The following is a 24,266-nucleotide window of genomic DNA, read 5'->3' as shown; positions in this document are numbered from 1 at the left end:
ATGGATGCTCGTCTGCCTGCCCATCTGGAAGTTTCTGGGTTGATTCGTGCAGTGCAGGCAGCCGGCGGCTTTGCGACTGTCCTTTCCAAAGGCGAGCGGGACGCAGGGACAATCCTGATCGTGACGCTGGAGCGCGGCGGTCCGGCGCGTCTCTATGAGCGGATGCCGCATCTGGACGACACCCGCAGTTTCGAGCTTACCAGAGAGCAAGACCTCGAAAACCCGCATGCTTTCGATGAATATGTGCACCGCAGGGGTGAGCAGGACCCGGATTGCTGGATCGTTGAGCTGGATGTCGCACATCCGGAACGTTTTGCCGCACTGCAACATAAATAGGTTGACATAATTTCAGTTGAAACTATTTGGCACATCGAACTTCCGATGCGCAGGCGGCGGAATGGCATTCGGTCATTCGGTTAGCACGCAGACGGGGGGCGGCCGGCAGGCCCTTTTTCTGGACCCATCCCTTTTTTGATTAATTCTTTCAGGTCCCAGCCTGCGCCAGTGCTCGTCCACCGCACAATGTAGTGAAAACATGGCTCGCAAGACCCATTTTGCCGGTGTCGCAGCAATTGCTGCAACCATGACAGTTACTTTCGCAAGCGCCGAAATCTCCGGCGCGAATGCTCAACAGGGCATCGAATCCGAGATTGAAAATTCACAGTCTCTCGCGGTTACCGAAGAAACGGTGCCCGTGTTTGTAGCGGAAGAAGTGGTTCAGCCGCTGCCCGCCGAGACCGAGACGGAAGAGCAGGCAGACGCCGCCGCTCCATCAGCTTCGTCACTCAAAGAACTCGTCGCCGCAACCGCCACTCAGGGTGAATTGTCGCGCGAAATGCACTGCCTTGCCGGTGCGGTTTATTTCGAATCGCGCGGAGAGCCGCTCGCAGGCCAGTTGGCGGTTGCTCAGGTTATCATCAACCGCACCGATTCCGACGTCTTTCCTTCCAGCTATTGCAGTGTTGTGCACCAGCGTTCGCAGTTCAGCTTCGTCAAGAACGGTCGCATGCCGCGTGTTCGCGAAGGATCCGGCGCATGGAAGCGTGCGAAGGCAATCGCCCGCATCGCGCATGAAGGTTTGTGGGAAAGCGAAGCACGCGATTCGCTCTATTTCCACGCCAATTATGTTCGTCCCAAATGGAGCCGCCAGAAAACGGCACGCGCTACCATCAAGACGCACATTTTCTACCGTTAAGGCGAAACATATCGCCAGACTGCCCGCAGCCGTGAGGCTGGCCGGGTCGCAATCAAGCCCTCTTTCCTTCGGGAAAGGGGGCTTTTTCGTTCTATGCAGCGGTGATTTCGACCCAGACGGGCGTGTGGTCGCTGGCTTTCTCGCGCCCGCGATATTCCTTGTCCACGCCCACAGCGGTCAGCCGGTCAGCCAGCTCCGGGGTGAGTAAAAGGTGGTCGATACGGAACCCGTGATCGCGCTGCCATGCACCCGCCTGATAATCCCAATAGGTCCACACCCCGCCGCGCGGGTTGCGAGTGCCGATTGCATCGGTCCAGCCATCACCGAGAAGCCGATTATAGGCATCGCGCGATTCCGGCTGCATCAGGGCGTCCGATGCCATTGCCTTGGGCGACCAGACGTCCTTGTCTTCCGGGATGACGTTGTAATCGCCCACGACGGCGCAGGGTATCTCCAGGTCCCACAGATGCTTCATCCGCGCCCGCAGCCGTTCCATCCACGCCAGTTTATAGTCGAATTTCGGCCCGGGCAGCGGGTTTCCATTGGGCAGATAAATGCAGGCGATACGGACACCGTCCACCTCTGCCTCCAGATACCGCGATTGCTCATCCTCGGGGTCACCGGGCAGGCCGCGCTGTGTTTCGACCGGCGCGGTGCCATCAGCGAGTATCGCGACACCGTTGAAGCTTTTCTGGCCGTGCCAGATGCCCTGGTATCCGATCTTCTCGAACTCGGCGATCGGGAAGCCTTCATCCTGGCTCTTGATCTCCTGCAAACACGCCACTTTGGGGCGGGTTTCGTCAAGCCATTCCAAGAGGCGGGGCAGGCGTGCCTTCACCCCGTTGATATTGTATGTGGCGATCCGCATGGCTGCCGCGTCAGATGCCGAAACTGGAACCACAGCCGCACCCGGCAGCCGCGTTGGGGTTTTCGACCCGGAATGCCGCACCGCCCAGCGATTCGACAAAATCAACGACGCTGCCGCTGACGAGATCGAGGCTGACCGGGTCGACTACCAGCTTCACGCCGTCCGTCTCGCTCACCGAATCTTCTCCCTCGGCCGCTTCGGCAAGGTCGAACTTGTACTGGAAGCCGGAACATCCGCCGCCTTCGACAGACAGACGAAGGATTGCCGGTTTGGACTGCTTTTCGGCGATCCATGCCACGCGCTTTGCAGCGGAGGTCGTGAGTTTGAGCGTATCGGCCATGGACCCTATGTAGGTATATCGGGGCAGTGCCTCAAGCGGCGCGGTCACACCGTCTGAATATAGTTGCGCATCGCCTCTGCCTCGTTCTCGACTTCATCGATGCGTGATTTGACCAGATCGCCGATGCTGATGAAGCCGCACATGGCGTTGCCGTCGACCACGGGTAAATGGCGGATGCGGCGGCGCGTCATCAGTGCCAGCGCTTCGATCACCTTGGCCGATTTGTCGACTGTAATGGCCGGCGCGGTCATCACCTCTCCCACCGTCTTGTCGAGACAGGCAGAGCCCTCGTCCGCCATCCGGTAAATCAGGTCCCTTTCGGAAAATATCCCTGCGATCTGGCCGCCCTGCATGACCGGCAGGGCGCCGATCCGCTTGCTCGCCAGCATTGCAACCACATCCTTCACGGGGGTTCCTGCATCGCATGTGATGATATCCGCACCAGCTCTGTCGGCGATAAGCTGTGAAATCTGCATCGGGGCACCTCCTCCTAGAAAGGCACATTGTGCCACGAAGCGGGGGTGATTGCCAAATGCTCCGCGAGCCACCGGTTGCAACACCGGCTTTTGGCGAGCATTAGGGCGTCATGATTCCCAAATCACCTCTCGACGACCCTGAAAATGCCGCCTTTGCATGGGCCCGTTTTCGCCGCCTGATGCGTTTTATGATGCTGGTGACCCTTGGTGTCGTGGGTATTGCCCTGGCGCTCCTGTATGACGGGGAAAGCCCGGCATCGGTGCATTTCTATATCGCAGCTGCACTCGGCATCGGATTCATGATGCTGCTTACATCTGCGCTGATGGGGCTGGTTTTCCTGTCGAGCGGTACCGGGCATGATGAAAGCGTGTCCGATCTGCTGGAAGATGAGGACAAGCGGGACAGGGACTGATCCCTAATCCGCGTCTGATGATGCACCTGTCAGGCGGAATTCCTCAACCACCTCTCCGCCGATCAAGTGCTGCTGGATGATCCGCTCCAGCACAGCCTCGTTGCACGAATGATACCAGACATTTTCCGGCCAGATTACAGCGATCGGCCCGGCAGCGCACACTTGAAGGCAATCGGCCTTGCTGCGCTGCACGCCGCCTGACCCGTCGCTCCGCCTGGGGCCGACCAGGCCGAGTTGCTTGAGGCGTTTCTTGAGATAGTCCCACGCCTCCTTTCCTTCCTTGCGATTGCAGCATTTCTGCTTGTCCGAAACCGAACAGAGGAAAATCTGCCGTTCGACAGATTCGCCGCCGATTTTGGCCAGGGCCTTCTGCGCTTTCTCCAGTTCCGACTTGCGGCTCATTATTCGGCGATCGGTTCGCCGGAAGGTTCGATACCGGCTTCGCCTAGCCACCGGTCCAGCCAGCTGAATACAGTGCCGTGCCACTGGAGCGAGTTCTTCGGCTTCAGCACCCAGTGGTTCTCGTCCGGGAAGACCAGCATCTGCGCCGGAACGCCCTGTTCCTGAAGCGCGGTGAAGGATTGCAGACCCTGGGAATAGGGAACGCGGAAATCCTTTTCGCCGGTGATGACCAACATTGGTGTTTTCCAGTTCGCCACGTGGTTCACCGGGTTCCACTTCTCGTAGAGTTCTTTCTGCTCCTGATAGGTGCCGCCGAAATCCCACCGGGGGAACCACAGTTCTTCCGTCGAATAGTAGAAGCTGCGCATGTCGAACAGGCCGTCATGTTGCACAAGGCAGTCGAACCGGTCGGGCCATTTGCCGGCGATCCAGTTCATCATGTACCCGCCATAGGACGCCCCCATCGCGCAGGTTTTCGTGCCGTCGATCTGGGCATCAAGTTGGAGCGCGGCGGCGAGACCTTTCTGAAGGTCTTCCAGTGGCTTGCCGCCCCAGTCCTGATTGATCGCATCGGTGAATTCCTGCCCGTATCCGGTGCTGCCGTGGAAATCGACCGAGATCACGGCATAACCCTGACTGGCGAGAACACGCGGGTTCCACCGGCTGGACCAGCCATCGTTGAACGATCCTTGCGGTCCACCATGGACGTACAGAATGGCCGGGATCGGGCCTTGCTGACCCTCCAGCTTGGTAATCTGGCCCCAGACCGTGTCGCCGGCCGCGCCTTCGAAGTTGAACCGCGTGGTGACAACCGACGCGCGGTTGCCAAGGATGTTCATTCCAACCTTGGTCAGCGGGCGTGCTTGGCCCCAGCCTTCTGACAGAAACAATTCGCGCGGTCCGCCGATGGAATCGCGTGTGAAAAGCAGGCGATCGCCGTTAAGCGGAGTAACCGCGCCAATATGGGCCTCGTTTCCGGCCATCAGGTCGAGTCGCTCCACGGTGCCTGTTTGCGGATCGATTTTGAACGCTGGTGTATCCAGCACGTCCTGAGCGGTGGCGACAATCCAGCGCGAATCGGGCGTCCAGGCGATTGAGCCGAATGAACGGTCAAATCCCTCTGTCAGAGCGCGGGTGTCCCCGCCCTCCAAGTCACGAAGGTGGATCACGAGCCGGTCTGCCTCGTAGTCGACCCGTTCCATGGCGAGGTAGGCTAGCCATTTGCCGTCGGGCGATGGCACCGGCAGCGTATCCACCGCACGGTTGTTGGCGGTCCAGTTCTGCGGCGCTGCGCCGGTAAGGTCGGACCAGAAGATGTCAGTATTGGTCGTGGTGGGTTCCGCAGCATCCGCTTTCCGTGCAACGAACCACACGCCGGAAGAATCGGCGGCCCAGGCAATTTCTTCACCGCCGCCGAATGGCTTCGTCGGGGTATCGCCGGTCAGGGCGCCATCATCGTCCCCGCCATCCAGAGCGACACCGTCGCCTACAGCCTCGCCGTTCTCCAATCCGAATACGAAGACGCGGCTGTGGGTACCTGGCGTTTCCCACTGATCCCAGTGACGGAAGAAACCGTCTTCTGCATCGTAAAGCCGCCCGCTGCCCGGACCGGTGAGGTGTGCCTCGCCATCGCCTGCGCAGCCGAATGCTTCGCAATCACGCGCGATTTCCGCCCATACTGCGATCCTTTCGCCATCGGGAGAGAGGTGAAAACCGTCTATGCCGTTGTGCAGATCGGCCACCAGACTCGGCGCACTCACCTCTCCGCTGGCGGTCACCAGCAAGCGGTAGACCCGCGAATAGGCTTCGGCTTTGTCGGCGCCGTTGTTTTCTTCGCTACCGCTGGCGAGAGCGCGATCGGACAGAAAATACAGGTTACCATCACTGCCGAACTGGAGATTGAACACGCTTTCGCCCAGATCGATTTCAACCGGATCGACTTGCGGTGCCGCCAGATCCTGAAGGAAATACCGCGTGCTGCGCTCGTAATTTTCAGGATCGGTTTCTGTGACCGAATACAGCGCGGTGCGCCCGTCGTTTGCCACCATTGGATCGCCAAGCCGCGGCATGACCACCAGGTCTTGCGCTGACATGGGCGGCCGCTCAGCGGCGGATGGCTGGGAATGATGGTCTGCCAGCGCGGGCGCGGCAGCGACCATGGCGGCGAGAGAAACGGTGAAAGCAGCGATGCGCCCGGTTTTTGTAATCATGCGGGCGAGAAGTAAACGCTCGTCCGCGCGGTGCAAGTGCAATCGTCGAAGGGATCAGCCCTTCTTGCCGGCAATCCGTGAAATCTCGGCTTTGACCATTTTTTCGACCATGTCCGGCAGGTTGGCATCGAGCCATTCGGCGAGCATCGGGCGGAGCAGGTCGCGCACCATGCCTTCAAGCGAAGTTTCGCCTGTGCGCACTATTTGCGGAGGGACACCGGGCTTTGCCAGCATCGCCAGCGCAGCGAGATTTTCGCGCATGGTATCACGCGCAGTATCGGTCATCAGGGGCGATTCATCCGAATCGCAGTCTTCCGAATCATCTCCATCCAGATCATCGACGCCCGAATCGGCTGCGCTAAAGGTTTCAACCATGTGTTCGGTCGCAAGCTCGAGCACTTCGTCGGCTTCTTCGCGATCTGCTGGTTCCGGTGCCTCTTCTGCGACGCCGGCGGTTTCACGCTTCCGGCGCTCGACAACGGCGCTGGTGCGATTGTCGCGAGCGATGACTTTTTTGATCGATTCGAGGATTTCCTCGACCGATGCTTCGCCTTCTTGACGCATGAGAACTAGACCCCCGATTCGCCCAGCTTAGTTGCCAGGCTGTGATTCAACGGTCTGAATTTCTGCGTTGGACGCTGGAATGTCAACGGTTCTTGTAGAAACCGCGACTGGTTCTGGATCGCTGTCCCAGTCCCAGATACGGCCTTTCACCCGCTCGTAATTGAGCGTTGGGTCGTAAAGCAGCCCCTCATCCTCAAGGCCCAGGTCACGCGCTTCCGCTTTGCCCATAGCAGCCAGCAGAGTGAACCCTGCAACATAGGCGTTGCGCCGTGCAGTCACGAGCTGGACGCGGGCAGAGAGGAGTTCCTGTTCGGCATTCAGCACATCGAGGATCGTCCGGTTGCCGATCGAGTTTTCTGCCCGCACGCCCTCAAGGCTGAGTTCAGCGGCAGAAACTGCAGACAGCGATGATTCGATGATCGCATTGGCCGCTTGCCAGCTGGAATAGGAGGCGCGGACCTGCGCGATAACATCGCGCTCAGCTTCGATCACCTGTTCCAGTGCAGCGGTCGAACGGGCCTGAGCCTGCCGCTTCAGCGCCGCAGGACGGCCGCCCTGAAATATTGGAATGCTGATCTGCACACCGGCATTGGCTGTGGTTTCAGTCTGCGCGAACTGTGCCGAAGTGGGGCCGCCAAGTGTCCCGTAAAAATCCGAATAGTCACCGCCCGCGAACAGCGAAACGGTAGGCATACGGCTCGCTCCGGCGGCTTTCGCATCGAAACGTGCGGCGTCGGCGCGTTCCTTCGCTGCGATCAGATCAGGGTTGTTTTCCAGCGCGATATCGATGGCGGCTGCGACATTGTCGGGCAAGCCGGGGAGGGGCGGCGGGGGCTGGAGATTGTCGGGCGCTTCACCGACCAGCTGAATGTAATTTTCGCGCGCCAGTATCAGGTTGGCCTGCGCCGAACGTAGATCGCTTTGCGCAACGGCCAGGCGCGATTGTGACTGGGCGATATCGGTGCGCGTAAGGTCGCCGATTTCGAAACGGTCCTCGGTCGCCTGCAAATTGACTGAGAGTACCTCGACCTGGTTGGTCGACAGCCCGACGATGGCTTCATTGCGGATCACGTCCATATACGCGGCAACCACAAAGCTGAAAATCGCGGATTCGGTGCCGCGCAAATTGGCCTGACCAGCGGTGACCCGCTGTTTCGCAGCGCGGACCGCGTTTTTCACGGCCCCGCCCGAATAGATCGGAACTCCCAGATCGACGCCGACGCTCAGGTTTCTCTCAGGTGCGGTAAAGCTGTTGGCTGACCGCTTCAGGAATTCGATGTGCGTGGCTGTGGCGCTGACGCCGGGCAGGCCGCTGGCACGTTGGATCGGCACGTTTTCATCTGTGGCGCGCTGGTTCGCCCGCGCGGCCTGTAGAGTAGGATTCGTCTGGTAGGCACCGACCAGCGCTTCGCGCAGGGTATCCGCCTGCGCCGGCGACGCAATTGCAGCAGCCCCGGCAAGCATGGCGAGCCGGAACATCCGTTTTTGCGGCGCCCGTGATTGCATTGTCAGAAACTCCAGCTGGTCGGCTTGTCGAATTCGGAAAGGCGCGGAATGCCGATTTCGATCAGCGGCAACAGCGCAACTTCGCTGGTGGCCTTGCGGCCGACTGCAAGCCGCGTAACGCCATCCTTGGCAAGGCCGGTGACGATGCGGCCGTCATCCGCGATACGCTTGGCAAGTCCGGCGGGAACATGCTCGATCGCGCCATCGACCAGAACCAGCGAATATGTCTTGCGCGAACCGGTCTTGCCCGCTGCATCTTCCGGCGTGATCACTTCGGTCGAAGCGACGAGCGGGCGGATCAATTCGGGCAGATAACCGCTGCCGCTGTCGACCACCAGAACGGTGTCCGTGATTTTCGGCTGCGCTTCGGCCAGGACCATTCCGTAGAACAGCGGGGCAGCAATCTTGCGGCCGTTTTCGAGCGTGATCGCCCGATCAATATAGGCGGTACCGCGAGCGGATGCCGGAACAAATTGTTCGCGCGCAACCGAATTCATGCGTTCCAGCACGAACGGATCATTCACGCCGCTGGTGCGCAGCTGGCTGTCGATCATGGCCCGGCGGGCTGCAGTGAAGTCCATGCTGTCGCTGCGTGTCTTGGTCAGTGTCATATCGTCGTCTTTACTTTGAACCTTGCGGGGATCTCGATAGCTGTATTGCACTAATAACACAGCTGGTCAATTCAAGCTTTAGGCGTATCGCTGCCCCCGACCAAGTCCTTATTGGCTAACTGCTTTGACGCTAGATGGTGCGCGGGCCTATGGGAGCCGCAATCGACCGGCAGGAGTATCGAATCGATGAGTGACATGGTGACAATCCGCGAAGAAGACCTGATTGAAAGCGTCGCCGACGCCCTTCAGTACATTTCCTATTACCACCCGATGGACTACATCCGGGCGCTGGGGGATGCCTATAAAGCGGAACAGGGACCGGCCGCGAAAGACGCGATTGCCCAGATCCTCACCAACAGCCGAATGTGTGCAGAAGGGCACAGGCCGATCTGCCAGGACACCGGCATCGTCAACGTGTTCGTCAAATGGGGCCAGGAATGCCGACTCGATTCGACCCGCAGCCTGCAAGACGTGGTCGATGACGGGGTGCGCAAGGCGTATACCCATCCGGAAAACAAGCTGCGCGCCTCGATCCTTGCCGATCCTGCCTTCACCCGGCGCAACACGCGCGACAACACGCCATGCGTCCTGTCGGTGGAGATGGTCCCCGGCAACACGGTGGAAATCGACGTCGCGGCCAAGGGCGGCGGCAGCGAAAACAAGTCCAAGTTCAAGATGATGAACCCGTCGGACAACATCGTCGACTGGGTCATCGAACAGATACCCAGCATGGGGGCAGGGTGGTGCCCGCCGGGCATGCTGGGCATCGGCATCGGCGGCACCGCCGAACACTGCATGAAGCTCGCCAAACAAAGCCTGATGGACCCGATCGACATGGCCCAGCTGAAACAGCGCGGTGCCAAGACCGATATCGAACAGCTGCGCATCGACATATACGATGCAGTCAACGCCCAAGGTGTGGGCGCGCAGGGCCTTGGCGGCCTGTCGACCGTGCTCGATGTGAAGATATACGACGCGCCCTGCCATGCCGCAGGCAAGCCGGTAGCCATGATCCCCAATTGCGCAGCCACGCGCCATGCACATTTCACGCTGGACGGATCGGGTCCGACCTACCTCGAACAGCCGAAGCTGGATGAATGGCCGGACGTGAACTGGCAGCCGGATTCAGAGGCAAAGCGCGTGAATCTGGACACGCTGACAGCGCAGGAAGTTGCCGGTTGGGAACATGGCGACCGGTTGCTGCTGTCGGGCAAGATGCTGACCGGCCGCGATGCCGCGCACAAACGGATTCAGGACATGCTGGCCAAGGGCGAGGAACTGCCGGTCGATTTCCGCGGCCGCGCCATTTATTATGTTGGCCCGGTAGATCCGGTGATGGGCGAAGCTGTGGGGCCTGCTGGCCCAACCACCGCGACGCGGATGGACAAGTTTACCGAGATGATGCTGGATCAGGGTCTGCTCGCCATGATTGGCAAGGCTGAACGCGGCGCGGATGCCGTGGACGTGATCAGCCGGTTCAAGGTTGCCTACCTGATGGCGACAGGCGGCGCTGCTTATCTGGTTAGCCGCGCAATCAAGGAAGCCAAGGTCGTCGGCTTCGAAGACCTTGGCATGGAAGCCATCTACGAGTTCACAGTCGAGAACATGCCGGTCACGGTCGCTGTCGATAGTCAGGGCAACAATGTGCACACGCTTGCGCCGGCACGCTGGAAAGAGAAGATCGCCAAGGAAGGGCTGCTGACCTGACTTGAGTGGATACGCACGCGCCGAACTGCAATGATCCTCGACGAAAGGCGCCCCTTTCTCGACGACGGCGCTGGCCCCTTTTGCCTGCGGCGCGCTAAAGCACAGTCATAGTCATGGCCACGTATTCAACCTCCAAGACGCCAGCGCGCGTCCCGTTCAAGACCGTCCTGATTTCGATGGTGGTCCTTTGGGCAGCCTATTTCCTGCTCACGACGCTGCGCGGCACAATCGTCGGGATAGACTTCCAGTATGAAACGCTGGGCCGCCGGGGGATTGTGACGATCGCGGGGCTGGGCATCACATTTGTGCTGTGGCTGTTCCTGCGATTGTTCGACGCGCGCGCACTGTGGATGAAGATCACTGCGGCGCTGATCCTGTCGCTCCCCGCCTCGATCCTTATCGCGCAGGTGAACCAGTCCGCCTTCGCCCCGCTGCAGGAACAGATGGCCAAGAAAATGGCCGAGGAACGCGGGGTCGGGATACGCCGTGACGAGGCCGGCAATATCTTCATCGAAGTCCCTCAGGACCGCGATGCAGCCGATTCCATAGAAGAAAATTTGCCCGCGCAGGAGGTGCTGATAGCCAAAGCGCCGGTTGGATGGGAGCGCTGGCGGATGATCGTCGACATCGCCATCGGGCGGTATTTCCTGCTGCTGGCATGGTCGTCGATCTATTTTGCGATGCTTGCCGTAGCCCAGACGAAAGTTGCCGAGCGGCGCGAGGCGGACTTCAGACGGCAGGCGAAAGAAGCAGAGCTGCGTTCGCTGCGCTACCAGGTGAACCCGCATTTCCTGTTCAACGCGCTTAATTCGCTCAGCGCGCTGGTTATGACCGGCAAGGCTGACCGGGCAGAGGAAATGATCCAGACCCTGTCGAATTTCTATCGCCACAGCCTGGCTGACGAGACCACATCGGATGTCGATCTGGCTGACGAGTTCGCCTTGCAGCAGCATTACCTGGAGATCGAGGCGATTCGCTTCCCCGATCGCCTGATCACGCAAATCGACTTGCCCGATGAACTTACCAAGGCGCGCGTTCCAGGCATGATCCTGCAGCCGCTGATCGAAAACTCGGTCAAATATGCTGTCGCTCCGCTAACCCGGCCGGTGACCATTCGCGTCGCTGCGCGCGAAGATTTTGGCCGGTTGGCGATCACTGTCAGCGATGATGGTCCCGGCGCGAATGACATTGCGGAACAGGGCTTTGGCATCGGCCTCGCCAATGTTCGCGACCGTCTGAAGGCGCGGTTCGGCAAAGAAGCGACCATAACCGCCGGGCCGACCGAAGATGGCTATTGTACTGAAATCCGCGTCCCCTTGAGGCTGAGCGCATGACCGACAAGCAGACCGACACCGCATTACGCACACTGATCGTTGATGACGAACCGCTGGCGGTCGAACGGATGCAGGTGATTTGCGCGAAGCTGAAGGATCTGTCGGTGGTCGGCACCGCAAATGACGGATCGGCTGCGCTTCGCCTGATCGAAGCGCTGAAGCCCGATCTGGTGCTCCTCGACATGACGATGCCGGAGATAGACGGGCTGTCGGTTGCCCGGAAACTGGCTGAGCAGGACGCGCGGCCAGCGGTAATTTTTGTGACCGCACATGATCATTTTGCAGTCGAGGCGTTTGATCTTGATGCAGTCGATTACGTTCTCAAGCCCGTTGCGACCGATCGTCTCGAACGGGCTATCGACCGCGCGATGACACGCCGCGGCGAAAGCGACGCGAAAGGCAGCGAGTGGCTGGAGGAGTTGTGGGTTCCGCATCGCAGCGAATTGCTGCGTATCGAGGTGTCCCAGGTCAGCCAGATCGATGCAGAGCGGGACTATGTCCGGCTGCATGTGGGTGATCGCACCTACCTGTTACTGCAGACCATTGCCGGCCTGGAGAAAAGGTTGGATCCGGCAGAATTCATCCGGATTCACCGTTCCACGATCCTGCGCAAGGATGCCATTCGAGGGCTGCGCCATGACGGGCTGGGCGTGTGGTCGGTAGAGCTTGAAGATGGGGAGGCGCTGCGTATCGGAAGAACGTACCTGCCCAAGGTCAAGGCGATGGCTGGCCGCTGATCGCCCTCACCGAAGAACAGCTGTCCGGTTTCAAACCAACGCTTTCAGAGTAACAGATTTCCCAAGATCCGTGTCCGCAGCGATGCGCCAGAACTTGGCTAATCCCTCGCATAAAAGAAGGCCCGAGCCGGGGGACTGGACCGGCCCGGGCCCGAGCCCCGCACCGTATCAGGGGTGTGCGGGGCTGGCTCAGCTGATGGGATAGTTCAGCCGCCGAGCCGCTTGTCATCGACGATTGCGGCGACCTGACTGTTGGCGCCGGCCTTCGCCTTGGCGAGGCAGCTGCGCATGGACGGCGTTACGAACCGGCTGCCGGAGCGAAGTTCGTTATAGCCGCAGACGCGTTTGGCAGCGCGGTCGACACGGCGGTCGAGGGTCTGCTGGCCTTCGATTGTCGTCAGGTTGAGATCATGGTGGTTGACCTGGATTTCTTCTGCAAACGCAGGGGCGGCTGCGGCCATGGTGGTGATTGCGGCAAGGGCAATAAGGGGGCGTTTCATAATATTTCCTCCGTTGCGGGCCTTCCGAAAAAGGGGGGTGAAAGGCACTTCGCAATTGTTGGAATAGGCCAGACTTTCGCCCGGTTCAGCAAAGGGTCGATAATGGCAGCCGAAACTTCGACGGAGGTATCGCCGTCCGGACCGATCGCGCGAAGTGGCTGACGAACAACTCTTGCGCGCCGACGAATGATTTCGCACAATTGCAATATGGCCGTTTTCGTCATCTTCGTTCTCGGCATCGGGAATTTCGCACTTCACAAGGCGACGATCGAGAGTCGCAATTCGCTGGTCCGCGAGGTTCCCTGGCTGCGTTCAAGGCGCGGACGGCAGGTTTCGCTAGCGATTGAGTTCATGGTCCTGCTTGCGGCCATGCTGCTGGCCGGCAATGGCTGGGGCAATATTGCTTGGGCCTATTTCCTGTATTCCGGGCTGAACGGTGTCTCTGCCTGGCTTATCCTGAGCGGGCGGGTCTAGGCGGCGATCAAATATCGCTTGCACCAGCTTCAAAACACTGTTTGCGACACCCCATGATTAAGCCGCACCGATTATTTCACGTCAGCGATCTCCATTTCGGTGTTGAGCACAAAGCCGCAATCCAGTGGTTCTCCGGTGCGGTGGCTGAAGAAAAGCCCGATGCGGTGATCTGCACAGGCGATTTGACGCAGCGCGCCACTCACCGCCAGTTTGCAGAAGTTCGCAATTTCTTCCGTTCGCTAGGCACGCCGGTCGTCATCGAACCCGGCAACCACGACATGCCGTATTTCAACCTGTGGGAGCGTTTCACGCAGCCCTACAAACGATACGGCGCCTTGCGCGACGCGATTGGCGGCGTGCTGGAGCTGGAGCATCTGGTTCTGGTTTCGCTGAAGACCACCGTACGCGCGCAGCCGCGATGGCCGTGGTCCGACGGCTTCGTGACCAAGGATGCTTTGGCAGCCACCCTGGCGGAGCTTGAAAGACTGCGCGGCGATCCGCGGTTCAAAATCTTGACAGCGCATCATCCGCTGCTGCCAGGACCTGACGAGCGCAAAAATCCGACTATCGGCGGCGACGATGCCTTTGCCGCGCTTTCGCAGGCAGGTGTGAATGCGATCCTTACCGGTCACGTGCACGTGCCATTCGATATGGAGCGTGCTTCTGGAAATCATCCGGTGCGTATGATCGGTGCCGGTACATTGTCGACCCGCCTGCGAGGCGCAGAGCCGGGCTATAATGTCATCAGTTTTGCCCCTGACACAGGTCTGGCAATAGAGCAGCGGGTCTACTCAGCCGATTGAAACGATTGAATGCTTGGTCGCACGCCAAGGCGGGCGTGGACCAAGGGCGCGGCGCACAAAAAAGGCGGCCCGTTTCCAGGCCGCCTCTTGTGATTTGGTGCCGTAATAGTTCGGCGAAGTGCGTAAGTTTTAGCGCTTCGAGAACTGGAAGCTACGACGGGCCTTGGCCTTACCGTATTTCTTACGTTCGACGACACGGCTGTCGCGGGTCAGGAAGCCAGCGGCCTTGACCGTGCTGCGCAGTGCCGGCTCGTAACGGGTCAGCGCCTGGCTGATACCGTGCTTAACCGCACCGGCCTGGCCCGAAAGCCCGCCGCCGCGAACGGTTGCGATGATGTCGTACTGGCCTTCACGCTCGGTGATGGTGAAAGGCTGGTTGATCACCAGGCGCAGGGTCGGACGTGCGAAATACACTTCCTGGTCCTTGCCGTTGACGGTGATCTTGCCGGTGCCGGGCTTCAGCCAGACACGAGCGGTCGCGTCTTTACGGCGGCCGGTTGCATAGGCGCGGCCCTGATCGTCGATTTCCTGCTCGCGAAGCGGCATGGTTTCGACAACCACGTTTTCAGCGGTGGAAGCGTCCGCAGCAGGTGCGTCAGCAGCGATGTCTTTCAGATCGGCGAGATCGGAGACGGTGTTCTTTTCGTCAGCCATTATGCGGAAGCCTTGTTCTTGCGGTTCATCGAGGCAACGTCGAGCACTTCAGGCTTCTGGCCGTCATGCGGGTGCTCGGTGCCGGCATAGAGGTGCAGGGCACGCATCTGGTCACGGCCAAGCGGGCCGCGCGGGATCATGCGCTGAATTGCCTTCTCAAGCACGCGCTCAGGGAAGCGGCCTTCCAGCACCTTGGCCGGGGTCGTTTCCTTGATGCCGCCGGGGTGGCCGGTGTGCTTGTAATAGATCTTGCCGGTCATCTTGTTGCCGGTGAACTTCACCTTGCCAGCGTTGATGATGATGACGTGGTCACCGCAATCGACGTGGGGTGTGTAGATGGGCTTGTGCTTGCCGCGCAGGAGGTTGGCGACGATGGCAGCAAGACGGCCAACGACCAGGCCGTCGGCGTCGATGATGTGCCATTTCTTTTCTACCTCGGCCGGTTTTACCGACCGGGTGACTTTGCTGAGAGCCTTCATGGGCTTTTCCGTTCCTAAATCTGTGAGCTGCAATTCGCAGCGCCTGCCCGCGAATCCACATGCGGGAGGTCGCGAAGAACGCGCGATTTGTTCGTTTACGTGCTAGAAGTCAAGCAAATCCGCGCCTCACAGCGGAGGTAAAATAATACCGCCATACTTTTGAGCCGGGTTATCACAGGGCCAGATTGCCGCAAAGATCGCACACTATTCGCCTGGCTGGCCGATGGACCCGAGCCATGCAGCTGTCGCAGCTGCTGCGCTGTCGCATTTCCAGCCGGCGATGGCGGGCGTTTCATAAGGGTGGATTTCTTCCAGTCGGCAAACCGCCTGATCCAGCAGATCGGCGCTGGTCTTGAACAGCGCCCCGCATTCCTGCCCTTGTTCGATTTCACCTTGCCACTGGAACACGGAATCGATGGGCATCATGTTCGCGCAGCCGATCAGATTTTCCCGCAGCAAGGTGGTGGCCGCATCTCCGGCCTGTTCCTTGTTGGCGAAGGGAGACCAGATCAGCGCGGTCATGGTCCGGCCCTACGCCTTGCGCCCGATCAGATGCGCGCCCCAGGCTGTTGCCGCCACCAGCAAGGCGCCGACGCCCTGATGGGCAACCGCCACCCACAGGGCAACCCCGGTCCATACCGTTGCGATGCCGAGGATAATCTGCGTGCCAAACGCAGAATGGATTGCGATCGATGCGCGCCGGTCGAACGCGCGAACCCTGCGGGCCAGCACGATCAGCGCCGCGACCGCGATCCAAGCCCACCAGCGATGCAGGAAATGCAGCAAATAGGGATCGTGCGTCGCCGCCCAGAACAGCCCTTTGCTCTGGTCGAATTCCGGGATGATCCGGCCTTGCATCAGCGGCCAGCTATCCGATGCCAGCCCTGCATTCAGACCAGCGACCCATGCGCCCAGCAGCAGCTGGATAAACAGGATCAAGCTGACAATCAGTGCTAGCCCGGTAAACCGAGCCGGCCGTGCACCGGGTATCTGTGCCAGCCTGCGCAGGTCAAGCGCGGTCCAGATCAGCCCGGCCAAAGTAAACAAGGCAGTCAATAGGTGAATCGAAAGCCAGAAATGGCTCACATCGGTCATCTCCGCCGACAGGCCGGAACGCACCATGTACCATCCGAATGTGCCCTGAAGCGCGCCCAGCGCCAGCAGCGCCAGCAATCGCGGCTTGTAACCAGCGGGAATTGCGCCGCGGACCCAGTACCAGGCAAGCGGCAGGGCGTAGATCAGCCCAATGAAGCGCCCCAGCAAACGGTGGAACCATTCCCAGAAATAGATGAACTTGTAATCGGCTAGCGTCATGCCCGCCGGGCCGCTGACCTGCTGGTATTCACCGATCTGCTTGTATGCGTCGAATTCGGCCTGCCACTGGGCCTCGTTCAAAGGCGGGATCGCACCGGTCACAGGCTTCCATTCGGTAATCGAAAGACCGGATTCGGTCAGCCGGGTGATGCCCCCTACGATCACCATCACGACGATCACTGCTGCAACCGCCAGCAGCCACCGCGCCAGCGCCGCCGGATTTCCGTGTGCAGGCCCGGCCGTTTCCGGTGAGGTTTGCGTGTCGATTTCTCGTTCCATGCTGCCCCAATGCTGTCGCACCGCCGGTTTCGCAAGTCGATTTCATGCAATCAATCTTGCGATTCGCAGCAATGCCCACTTGCAGAATGATACATCGTTACATAAGTAGGCTGCACATGACACGCGCACTTTCATCGATTCGCGCGCGACTTGATCGCGCCGGTGTGGTCCTTTCGGGACTGTGCGCGGCGCATTGTCTGCTCAGCATCCTGATCGTTTCCGCCCTTGGCATCGGCGGTGAATTCTTGCTCGCGCCGGTTATTCACCGGATCGGACTGGCCATTGCGCTGATCATCGCGGCGGTTGCGATCGGCTGGGGCGCTTTGCAGCATCGCCGTGCAGCGCCCTTTGTCATCGCGATGATGGGGCTGACATTCATGGGCGGCGCATTGGCCGTACCGCACGGCGTGCATGAAGTGGTGTTGACGATTATCGGCGTCACGCTGGTGTCGATTGGCCACATACTCAACTTGCGCGCTGCGCATTGAACGCTATCTGGCCAACATGAGCCAGACAAAATCCCTGACCGTAAACGGCGAAAGCCGGCAGACCACCGCATCGACAATCGCCGATCTCGTTCGCGAACTGAACCTTGACCCGGCAAAGGTCGCGGTGGAGCGCAACGGCGACATAGCGCCCCGTTCCACTCTCGCCGATGTTGCACTGGCTGATGGCGATCAACTGGAAATCGTCCATTTCGTGGGCGGCGGCGATCACCTGGATGATGGCGATGATACGTGGGAAGTCGCTGGCCATACGTTCAAATCGCGGCTGATCGTTGGCACCGGCAAATACAAGGATTTCGAACAGAACGCTGCCGCGCTCAAGGCGTCGGGCGCAGAGATCGTGACCGTGGCCGTGCGCCGGGTGAATGTTTCGGACCCCAAGGCTCCAATGCTGACCGATTACATCGACCCGAAGGAAACCGTTTACCTGCCCAACACCGCTGGGTGCTTCACCGCCGAAGACGCGATCCGCACCTTGCGGTTGGCGCGCGAGGCCGGCGGCTGGGACCTTGTGAAGCTGGAAGTGCTCGGCGAGGCGCGCACTCTCTACCCCGATATGCGTGAAACGCTCAAAGCCACCGAAGTGCTGGCCAATGAAGGTTTCAAGCCGATGGTTTACTGCGTCGACGATCCGATCGCGGCGAAGCAGCTGGAAGAAGCCGGCGCGGTTGCGGTCATGCCGCTGGGCGCACCCATCGGTTCCGGCCTCGGCATCCAGAACCGCGTCACGATCCGCCTGATCGTGGAAGGCGCAAGCGTGCCGGTGCTGGTCGACGCCGGGGTTGGTACGGCATCCGACGCAGCGGTTGCGATGGAACTGGGCTGCGACGGCGTGCTCATGAATACCGCGATTGCAGAGGCGAAGGATCCGATCCGGATGGCGCACGCGATGAAGCTGGCGGTGGAAGCTGGGCGTCACGCCTACCTTTCCGGCCGCATGGGAACCCGCAAATATGCCGATCCCAGCTCTCCGCTCGCAGGTCTGATCTGACCCGATTGTCCGCTGCGGATGTGACCGCAATTCAGGCCTAACCATTAATTAACCATACTGGGTGATTGTGATCCTCGAACACAGAGGGGCACGATCATGGCAACCACCACTACTGCATCGCTCACCATCGCAGAAATGCGCGAATTTGCGGGCTTCGACGCGGCAGAGCAGCGCTATATACGGCGCAGCCTAGATATCGGGCTGGGCCGGCAGGATGCGTTCAAGCTGTGGGCGCGCGATGCGGTGGAAAATGCGGCCATCCGCAGCCAGTATGTCGCATATCAGGAACTCAAGATTTTGCGCGACACTGTCCCTTGCGAAACCGGTTTTGAAAGCATCGAAGGGTTCATCGGCAAGTTGACCCGCGTTGCCGCATTCGATCTGGCGCAGGAACGGCTGGGGTGCTTTTCCGCCTTCCGCTTTCTCTACGAACGCCTGCTGGGTGCAGAGTCGCGCCCTTGGCTGCCGTCAGCGTTCTGCGCCGCCGCTGCCCTGCCGCAAATCCGGCCCGAACGCCGCAAGATGTTGCTCCAATCCCTGAGCGAAGCCGCCGCGACCGCGCCCGGTTGGAGCGATGCACGCCCGAGCTTCTATCCGGAGTTTATCGAGAAAGAAGCGGCTTGATTGAGTTGTCATGACTACTGACAACCAGAAAAACATTGCAGAGGTGAACCATTGGCGAGGACAATGCCTCGACAATTTTGCACGGGTCGAGCGGGCCGTTATTTCAGCGATCGAGCACTTCTCCTCAATCAAGGGTGCCGATCAAATAAAGCTTACAGATACAGCCGGGAGCCGAACACGACACCTCAGAGATTGGTTGCGCAAATCCAACGATCCAAATTGCAAAAAGCTGGCAGCGCGCCTGGATCGTTGGTCTCTGCGAGAACGAGAACGTAATGAGTTCGTGCACGGATGTTTTACAATTCGCGCGGTCCCGGAGGGCGAATGGGTGCTGATCAATGAAGTTGTTCAAATAAAGAAAGGTGTCCGGGTTCAGGATTCCAGGCTTTATAGCAAGGCTCAGACTGAGGCATTCCTCCAAACTCTCCGCGCTGAACGGACGCCTTTAATCGAGGAGCTGGAGCTGTTGAAGAAGGCGGTAGCTTAGCCCCGATACAGCCCGTTCAGCTGTTCCTGGTACCGTTCGCGGATCTTGTGGCGGCGGATTTTCATGCTTGGGGTCATTTCTTCGTTCTCGATCGAGAACGCTTCGTCGGCAAAGGTGAACTGGCGCACTTTCTCCACCACGGACAAATCCTTGTTCACCCGTGCAATCGCGTCGCTAACGGCGCTGCGGAATGCCGGAAGCTGCTGCAACTGCACCAGATCGAACTTTTCGTCATTTGCCCGCGCCCATTCCAGCGCCCATTCTGCATCCGGCACGATCAGCCCGACGATATAGGGCCGCTTGTCACCGCTCACCATCGCCTGCGCAATCTCGGGCTGCAGTGTCAGCATTCCTTCGATCTTTTGCGGCGCGACATTGTCGCCCTTGTCGTTGACAATCATGTCTTTCTTGCGGTCGGTAATCTTGATCCGGCCCTTGTCATCCAGATGGCCGATATCGCCCGTGTGCAGCCAGCCATTCTGGATTGCGCGCGCGGTTTCGCCGTCGTTCTGCCAATAACCGTGCATCACCAGTTCGCCGCGAACCAGAATCTCGCCGTCATCGGCAATCTTGACTTCCACGCCCTTCATCGGCGGGCCGACGGTGTCCATCGCGATCCCGGCGGCGGGACGGTTGCAGCTGATAACCGGGCCAGCCTCTGTCTGGCCGTAGCCCTGCAGCATGGTCAGCCCCATCGCTTCGAAAAAAATCCCGACATCGGGGTTCAGCGGCGCGCCGCCCGATACCATCGCTTTTACCCTGCCGCCGAATTTCTGGCGGATCTTGGGGCGTAGTGCTTTCTCGAGGACGAAATTCATCGGCCTGTCGCGCAGGCGCATTTTCCCGCTGGCCTTGTGTTCGCCAATGGAAAGGGCGCGGTCCATCATGAAATTGGCGGCTTTGCCCTGCTTTTCGATCTGCTTCATGATCCGCGTGCGCAGCACTTCGAACAGGCGCGGGACCACGACCATGATTGTCGGCCGGGTTTCCTCAATATTGCTGGCGAGTTTCTCCAGCCCTTCGGAATAATAAATCTGCGCGCCGACAGCGATCGGCAAATACTGCCCGCCGGTGTGCTCATAGGCATGGCTGAGGGGCAGGAAGCTGAGGAAGCGTTCTTCCTCGTCCAGGCCGAAATCGGTTGCGAGGATATCCGCCGCGCCCGCTGCATTGCACAAAATCGCACCGTGGTGCTGCAACACGCCGCGCGGTGCGCCGCCGGTGCCGCTGGTATAAATGATGCAGGCGGTCGTATCTCGCCTGATGCCTTCCAATCGTTTCTCGACTGCGGCGCGCGCTTCGGCGGGGTCGCCTTGCAGCATTGCATCCCAGTCGTGATAATCGAAGCTGCCCGACTGGTGGCGGTGCAGGTCCTCAATCCCGATAACGTGTTCGGCGACGCCCGACGCAAGCAGTGCAGGGTGCAGCGGCTTAAGCAGTTTTTCCGTCGAAACGAACACTGCCCGTGCGCCCGAATTGTCGAGGATATGAACATGGTCGCGTTCGGTATTGGTGGTGTAGGCAGGCACGGTGATGCATCCCGCGGCCATGATCGCCAGATCAGCGATGCACCATTCGGGGCGGTTCTCTGACACCAGCATGACCCGGTCGCCGTCCTTCATACCGATCCGGCGGAGGCTTTCGGCCAGCAGGCTGACCCGTTCAGCGGCTTCGCGCCAGCTTATCGTTCGCCATTCCCCGTCACGCTTCGCGCCGAGGAAAGGCAGCTCGCCTTTCTCGTCTGCGCGGCTGAAGAAAAGTTCGACCAGACTATTGGCCGTATCCACGTCGGCTAGCTGCAAAATGCGCTCCTCACCCAATAAAGTTTCCGCATTCTTGTGCGTTGAAACCGGTTTTTTCGATTTAGGCTGCCAATCGCATCGCGGCAACCCGCGCCGCATTCAAGGCGTGGTTTCCAGCATCCCGTTCAAACGCGGGTCGCGGGCCGAAACCCAGTTCCCATCGTTCCAAAGAATCCCGCCAGCCTTAAGCGGCGGCTTGCGCGCGCCGATCTTGGCGTGCCCCAGCGCCTTGAATTCGTCCACGCGGGTTTCAAACCAGGTGCCTTCCTCGATCAGAACATTGTCGCCGTAAGCCATCAGCAGCGGCAGCCCGAGTGCATCCTCCAGCTCCAGCCCGAAGTCAATTATGCCGATGATGGCGCGCGCGGTTTGCACTGGAATGGTCGATCCGCCGGCGGCACCGATTGCGGCCATTGGCCTACCCTGCGGGTCGTAAATCACACTTGGCGCCATTGAACTGCGCGGACGCTTGCCACCTTCGACGCGGTTGGCCACCGGCTTGCCGTCCACCATTGGCGAGCGGCTGAAATCGGTCAATTCGTTGTTGAGATAGAAACCGCCGTGGAACAGGCCCGAACCAAATGGCCCCTCTACCGTGGAGGTATAGCTGACCATGGTGCCGGCGCTGTCGATCGCGGCCAGATGCGAGGTGCCGTTTTCGGTTGGTTCATCCCCATCGGCGCGGGCAGCTGTGAAGCCTGGCGGAGTTCCCGGCGCGGCGCTGTCCATCGCCTTATCGGCAGAGATCAGCGCGCTGCGCCCGGCAATATAGTCCGCATCCAGCAGCCCGTTCACGGGGACACTGACGAAATCGCTATCGGCGAGGTACAATTCGCGGTCAGCATAGGCGAGGCGCTGGGATTCGAGAAACAGGTGCCATGTCACTGCACTGTCCGGGCCGAGCGCAGAAAGGTCGAAGCGCTCCAGCTGGCCGAGGATCTGCAGCACGGCAACGCCGCCCGATGATGGCGGGCCCATTCCGCAGATCCGGTATTCACGGTACATTCCGCAGACTGCGGTGCGCGCCTTGCTTTCATAACCCATGACGTCGTCGCGGGTCATCGCGCCGGAGCGCGGTGTGTCTACCTTCACCGTCTGTGCGAGCTTCTCTGCTGCGTCTGCACCATAGAACGCCTCCGGTCCTTCAGCCGCGATGGCCCGAAGGGTCTTTGCCATTTCGGGGTTTCTGATCAGCGTTCCGACCGGCTTCGGATTGCCCTGCGCATCGAAAAACAGCGCGCGAGCTTCCGGCGAGCGGCCGGCGCGTTCCAGCGAACCGTCGAGCGAGGCGTTGAGCCGGCGGTTCATGACGAAACCTTCACCGGCCAGTTTGATCGCCGGTTCGAACAGCGCGGACCATGCCAGCTTTCCGTGCTGGCCATGCGCCTTTGCAGCCATGGCAATATTGCCCGGCACGCCGATGCTCAGCCCGCTAAGCACAGACTCGCGGTAACTCAGCAGTTCACCGTTCTCGTCCATGAACCATTCCGGCACTGCGCCCGCCGGGGCGGTTTCGCGGCCGTCGAAACTCATGACCTCGCCATCGCTGGTACCGCGGATCATGAAACCGCCACCGCCAATGCCGGAACTTTGCGGTTCGACCACGCTGAGCGCCAGCATAGTGGCAATCGCGGCATCGGTCGCCGTTCCGCCCTGTGCCAGCATAGCTTCACCAGCGGCCTGCGCGCGCGGATCGGCTGCGCTCACGGCGCCCTGGGCTAGAATTTGAGGGGCAGCTGGGGCAGCACTTTCAACTGCGGTCTGGCCGGTTTGTACAGCGGTACAGGCGCTCAGCAGCGTACCGGTCAGGAACAGGGCCGCCATCCGCGATGCGTTCTTCAACGTTTTCATTCCAGCAGCGCTATTCTGTTCCGACAGCCTCGGCAATGGCCGAGAAGCCATCGCGTTTCATCAAACGCTCCAGCCCGCGGGTGATCTTCCTGGCGAGGCCCGGGCCTTGATAGACCATTGCGCTGTAGAACTGCACCAGACTGGCCCCGGCCCGGATACGTTCCCACGCATCGTCGGCGCTGCCTATGCCGCCGACCCCGACAAGCGGAACTGCACCGCCGGTCGCGGTCCGGAAATCGCGCACACGCTGGAGCGCCAAGGCGCGAAGCGGCGCACCCGAAAGTCCGCCTGTTTCCGCAGACTGATGTGATCGGAGCGAAGACGGGCGCGAAATCGTGGTGTTGGAAACGATCAGCGCACCAAGGTTCTTGTCGAGTGCGATCCGGGTGATTGCATCGACATCGGTGGGTGTGAGATCGGGTGCAACTTTCAGGAAGATTGGCGGGGCGTTCTCAGGGCAGACGCCTGCGCGCGCCTCGATTACCGAATCCAGCAATTCGATCAGCGCCCCTTCATCCTGCAAGGCGCGCAGTCCCGGCGTATTGGGGCTGGAAATGTTCACCGCCAGATAGCTCGCCAGAGGAGCCATGATCCGCGTCATGTGCGCGTAATCGGCAATCCGGTCGGAAGAATCCTTGTTCGCACCGATATTGATGCCGACGATGCCGCCTTTCGTCCGGCGGCTTTTCAGCCGTTCGGCCGCGCTTTGGGCCCCGCCATTGTTGAATCCCATGCGATTGATGACCGCGCGGTCTTCCACCAGCCGGAAAAGCCGCGGCTTCGGGTTTCCTTCCTGCGGGCGCGGCGTGATTGAGCCAACTTCGGTAAATCCGAATCCGAGACCCAGCAGCGCATCTGGAACCTCCGCATCCTTGTCAAAACCGGCGGCCATTCCGACAGGGTTGGGGAATTCGATCCCGGCAACATTGACCGACAGCCGGCCTGGCACAGGCTTTGGCCCGGCAGGCATGGCGCGCAGTCCGGCAACCGTCAGGCGGTGAGCCTTTTCCGGATCGAGGGTGAATATGGCGGGCTTGAGCAGGTGAAACAGCATTGCGAGTCGCTATGGCAAGAGAGCGTTCCCATGTCGATGCCGCACGAATTCTGTCAAATGTTGCAGTTGTATTACCGTTGAATTC

The 24,266-nt window shown here is 60.1% G+C and carries 28 protein-coding genes; 12 read left to right on the top strand and 16 right to left on the bottom strand.

Going from position 1 to position 24,266, the window contains the following annotated elements; all coding sequences use genetic code 11:
* Positions 1-336: a DUF1491 family protein gene (locus tag GRI43_RS10795; protein ID WP_160731120.1), complete on the top strand. Its 336-nt coding sequence runs from the start codon at positions 1-3 to the stop codon at positions 334-336.
* A gap of 199 nt (positions 337-535) precedes the next feature.
* Positions 536-1,195: a cell wall hydrolase gene (locus tag GRI43_RS10790; protein ID WP_160731119.1), complete on the top strand. Its 660-nt coding sequence runs from the start codon at positions 536-538 to the stop codon at positions 1,193-1,195.
* A 91-nt stretch (positions 1,196-1,286) separates the two neighbouring features.
* Here the strand turns inward: GRI43_RS10790 and xth are convergent, their stop codons facing one another.
* The 3 genes from xth to GRI43_RS10775 are packed head-to-tail and all read right to left on the bottom strand — an operon-like array spanning position 1,287 to position 2,879.
* Complete coding sequence (xth, locus tag GRI43_RS10785) at positions 1,287-2,063, bottom strand: exodeoxyribonuclease III (RefSeq protein WP_160731118.1); 777 nt, start codon at positions 2,061-2,063, stop codon at positions 1,287-1,289.
* 10 nt (positions 2,064-2,073) lie between these two features.
* Positions 2,074-2,403, bottom strand: a complete 330-nt coding sequence (gene erpA, locus GRI43_RS10780) for an iron-sulfur cluster insertion protein ErpA (protein ID WP_160731117.1) — start codon at positions 2,401-2,403, stop codon at positions 2,074-2,076.
* 44 nt (positions 2,404-2,447) lie between these two features.
* Positions 2,448-2,879 (bottom strand): CBS domain-containing protein, encoded by a 432-nt coding sequence (locus GRI43_RS10775; protein ID WP_160731116.1) that lies wholly within the window; start codon positions 2,877-2,879, stop codon positions 2,448-2,450.
* Between the two features lie 110 nt (positions 2,880-2,989).
* Here GRI43_RS10775 and GRI43_RS10770 point away from each other — a divergent pair, with 110 nt between their 5' ends.
* A complete protein-coding gene (locus tag GRI43_RS10770) occupies positions 2,990-3,292 on the top strand; it encodes a hypothetical protein (RefSeq protein ID WP_160731115.1) in 303 nt (100 codons plus the stop codon).
* 3 nt (positions 3,293-3,295) lie between these two features.
* Here GRI43_RS10770 and GRI43_RS10765 read toward each other — a convergent pair whose 3' ends face one another.
* Genes GRI43_RS10765 through GRI43_RS10745 form a run of 5 tightly spaced genes read right to left on the bottom strand, consistent with a single transcriptional unit; the run spans position 3,296 to position 8,585 of the window.
* Complete coding sequence (locus GRI43_RS10765) at positions 3,296-3,694, bottom strand: (2Fe-2S) ferredoxin domain-containing protein (protein ID WP_202391698.1); 399 nt, start codon at positions 3,692-3,694, stop codon at positions 3,296-3,298.
* Positions 3,694-5,904, bottom strand: coding sequence for a dipeptidyl-peptidase 5 (locus GRI43_RS10760; protein ID WP_235903730.1), 2,211 nt, complete (start codon positions 5,902-5,904; stop codon positions 3,694-3,696). The genes GRI43_RS10765 and GRI43_RS10760 overlap by 1 nt, the downstream gene beginning before the upstream one ends.
* A gap of 54 nt (positions 5,905-5,958) precedes the next feature.
* The gene (locus tag GRI43_RS10755; RefSeq protein ID WP_160731114.1) at positions 5,959-6,468 is read right to left on the bottom strand and encodes a DUF2497 domain-containing protein; all 510 of its coding nucleotides are present in this window, start codon (positions 6,466-6,468) and stop codon (positions 5,959-5,961) included.
* 27 nt (positions 6,469-6,495) lie between these two features.
* The gene (locus GRI43_RS10750; protein ID WP_235903729.1) at positions 6,496-7,974 is read right to left on the bottom strand and encodes a TolC family outer membrane protein; all 1,479 of its coding nucleotides are present in this window, start codon (positions 7,972-7,974) and stop codon (positions 6,496-6,498) included.
* Between the two features lie 2 nt (positions 7,975-7,976).
* Positions 7,977-8,585 (bottom strand): protein-L-isoaspartate O-methyltransferase family protein, encoded by a 609-nt coding sequence (locus GRI43_RS10745; protein ID WP_160731113.1) that lies wholly within the window; start codon positions 8,583-8,585, stop codon positions 7,977-7,979.
* A 186-nt stretch (positions 8,586-8,771) separates the two neighbouring features.
* Here GRI43_RS10745 and GRI43_RS10740 point away from each other — a divergent pair, with 186 nt between their 5' ends.
* The 3 genes from GRI43_RS10740 (at position 8,772) to GRI43_RS10730 (ending at position 12,363) form a co-directional block, all read left to right on the top strand.
* Positions 8,772-10,292: a fumarate hydratase gene (locus tag GRI43_RS10740; RefSeq protein ID WP_160731112.1), complete on the top strand. Its 1,521-nt coding sequence runs from the start codon at positions 8,772-8,774 to the stop codon at positions 10,290-10,292.
* A gap of 113 nt (positions 10,293-10,405) precedes the next feature.
* Positions 10,406-11,626, top strand: a complete 1,221-nt coding sequence (locus GRI43_RS10735; protein WP_160731111.1) for a sensor histidine kinase — start codon at positions 10,406-10,408, stop codon at positions 11,624-11,626.
* A complete protein-coding gene (locus tag GRI43_RS10730; protein WP_160731110.1) occupies positions 11,623-12,363 on the top strand; it encodes a LytR/AlgR family response regulator transcription factor in 741 nt (246 codons plus the stop codon). Before GRI43_RS10735 ends, GRI43_RS10730 begins: the two co-directional genes overlap by 4 nt.
* A gap of 206 nt (positions 12,364-12,569) precedes the next feature.
* Here GRI43_RS10730 and GRI43_RS10725 read toward each other — a convergent pair whose 3' ends face one another.
* Positions 12,570-12,863, bottom strand: a complete 294-nt coding sequence (locus GRI43_RS10725) for a UrcA family protein (RefSeq protein ID WP_160731109.1) — start codon at positions 12,861-12,863, stop codon at positions 12,570-12,572.
* Positions 12,864-13,070: 207 nt separating this feature from the next.
* On the opposite strand from GRI43_RS10725, the gene GRI43_RS10720 reads away from it, so the two are divergent.
* Together GRI43_RS10720 and GRI43_RS10715 are read left to right on the top strand one after the other, a co-directional pair.
* The gene (locus tag GRI43_RS10720; RefSeq protein ID WP_160731108.1) at positions 13,071-13,337 is read left to right on the top strand and encodes a hypothetical protein; all 267 of its coding nucleotides are present in this window, start codon (positions 13,071-13,073) and stop codon (positions 13,335-13,337) included.
* 53 nt (positions 13,338-13,390) lie between these two features.
* Positions 13,391-14,140, top strand: coding sequence for a metallophosphoesterase family protein (locus GRI43_RS10715; protein ID WP_160731107.1), 750 nt, complete (start codon positions 13,391-13,393; stop codon positions 14,138-14,140).
* Positions 14,141-14,269: 129 nt separating this feature from the next.
* Here GRI43_RS10715 and rpsI read toward each other — a convergent pair whose 3' ends face one another.
* The 4 genes from rpsI to GRI43_RS10695 all read right to left on the bottom strand — a co-directional run bounded on the left by rpsI (position 14,270) and on the right by GRI43_RS10695 (position 16,866).
* Positions 14,270-14,794, bottom strand: a complete 525-nt coding sequence (gene rpsI, locus GRI43_RS10710) for a 30S ribosomal protein S9 (RefSeq protein WP_160731106.1) — start codon at positions 14,792-14,794, stop codon at positions 14,270-14,272.
* Entirely contained in the window at positions 14,794-15,273 is a 480-nt protein-coding gene (gene rplM, locus GRI43_RS10705; RefSeq protein ID WP_160731105.1) for a 50S ribosomal protein L13, read from the bottom strand. The genes rpsI and rplM overlap by 1 nt, the downstream gene beginning before the upstream one ends.
* A 204-nt stretch (positions 15,274-15,477) precedes the next feature.
* On the bottom strand, positions 15,478-15,795 hold the full coding sequence (gene cutA, locus GRI43_RS10700) for a divalent cation tolerance protein CutA (RefSeq protein ID WP_160731104.1): 318 nt from the start codon (positions 15,793-15,795) through the stop codon (positions 15,478-15,480).
* A 9-nt stretch (positions 15,796-15,804) separates the two neighbouring features.
* Positions 15,805-16,866: a COX15/CtaA family protein gene (locus tag GRI43_RS10695; RefSeq protein ID WP_160731103.1), complete on the bottom strand. Its 1,062-nt coding sequence runs from the start codon at positions 16,864-16,866 to the stop codon at positions 15,805-15,807.
* A gap of 116 nt (positions 16,867-16,982) precedes the next feature.
* On the opposite strand from GRI43_RS10695, the gene GRI43_RS10690 reads away from it, so the two are divergent.
* The 4 genes from GRI43_RS10690 (at position 16,983) to GRI43_RS10675 (ending at position 19,474) form a co-directional block, all read left to right on the top strand.
* Positions 16,983-17,354: a MerC domain-containing protein gene (locus GRI43_RS10690; protein WP_160731102.1), complete on the top strand. Its 372-nt coding sequence runs from the start codon at positions 16,983-16,985 to the stop codon at positions 17,352-17,354.
* A gap of 16 nt (positions 17,355-17,370) precedes the next feature.
* Positions 17,371-18,363 carry a sulfur carrier protein ThiS gene (thiS, locus tag GRI43_RS10685; protein ID WP_160731101.1) on the top strand — a complete coding sequence of 331 codons (993 nt, stop codon included), beginning with the start codon at positions 17,371-17,373 and terminating at the stop codon, positions 18,361-18,363.
* Between the two features lie 96 nt (positions 18,364-18,459).
* The gene (locus GRI43_RS10680; protein ID WP_160731100.1) at positions 18,460-18,987 is read left to right on the top strand and encodes a hypothetical protein; all 528 of its coding nucleotides are present in this window, start codon (positions 18,460-18,462) and stop codon (positions 18,985-18,987) included.
* Between the two features lie 10 nt (positions 18,988-18,997).
* Positions 18,998-19,474, top strand: a complete 477-nt coding sequence (locus tag GRI43_RS10675) for a hypothetical protein (RefSeq protein WP_160731099.1) — start codon at positions 18,998-19,000, stop codon at positions 19,472-19,474.
* On the opposite strand, the gene GRI43_RS10670 is transcribed toward GRI43_RS10675, so the two are convergent.
* From GRI43_RS10670 to GRI43_RS10660, 3 genes are all read right to left on the bottom strand, one after another.
* Entirely contained in the window at positions 19,471-21,276 is a 1,806-nt protein-coding gene (locus GRI43_RS10670) for an AMP-dependent synthetase/ligase (RefSeq protein ID WP_160731098.1), read from the bottom strand. The genes GRI43_RS10675 and GRI43_RS10670 overlap by 4 nt on opposite strands.
* A gap of 99 nt (positions 21,277-21,375) precedes the next feature.
* Positions 21,376-23,127, bottom strand: a complete 1,752-nt coding sequence (ggt, locus tag GRI43_RS10665) for a gamma-glutamyltransferase (protein WP_235903728.1) — start codon at positions 23,125-23,127, stop codon at positions 21,376-21,378.
* Between the two features lie 10 nt (positions 23,128-23,137).
* Complete coding sequence (locus GRI43_RS10660) at positions 23,138-24,181, bottom strand: quinone-dependent dihydroorotate dehydrogenase (protein ID WP_160731097.1); 1,044 nt, start codon at positions 24,179-24,181, stop codon at positions 23,138-23,140.
* Positions 24,182-24,266: the final 85 nt, after the last annotated feature.

Origin of the sequence: Pontixanthobacter luteolus (genome assembly GCF_009828095.1) — a bacterium.
GTDB classification, from domain to species: Bacteria; Pseudomonadota; Alphaproteobacteria; order Sphingomonadales; family Sphingomonadaceae; genus Pontixanthobacter; species Pontixanthobacter luteolus.
Note: the sequence above shows the minus strand (reverse complement) of the source record. Positions and strands in the feature narration are given on the sequence as shown.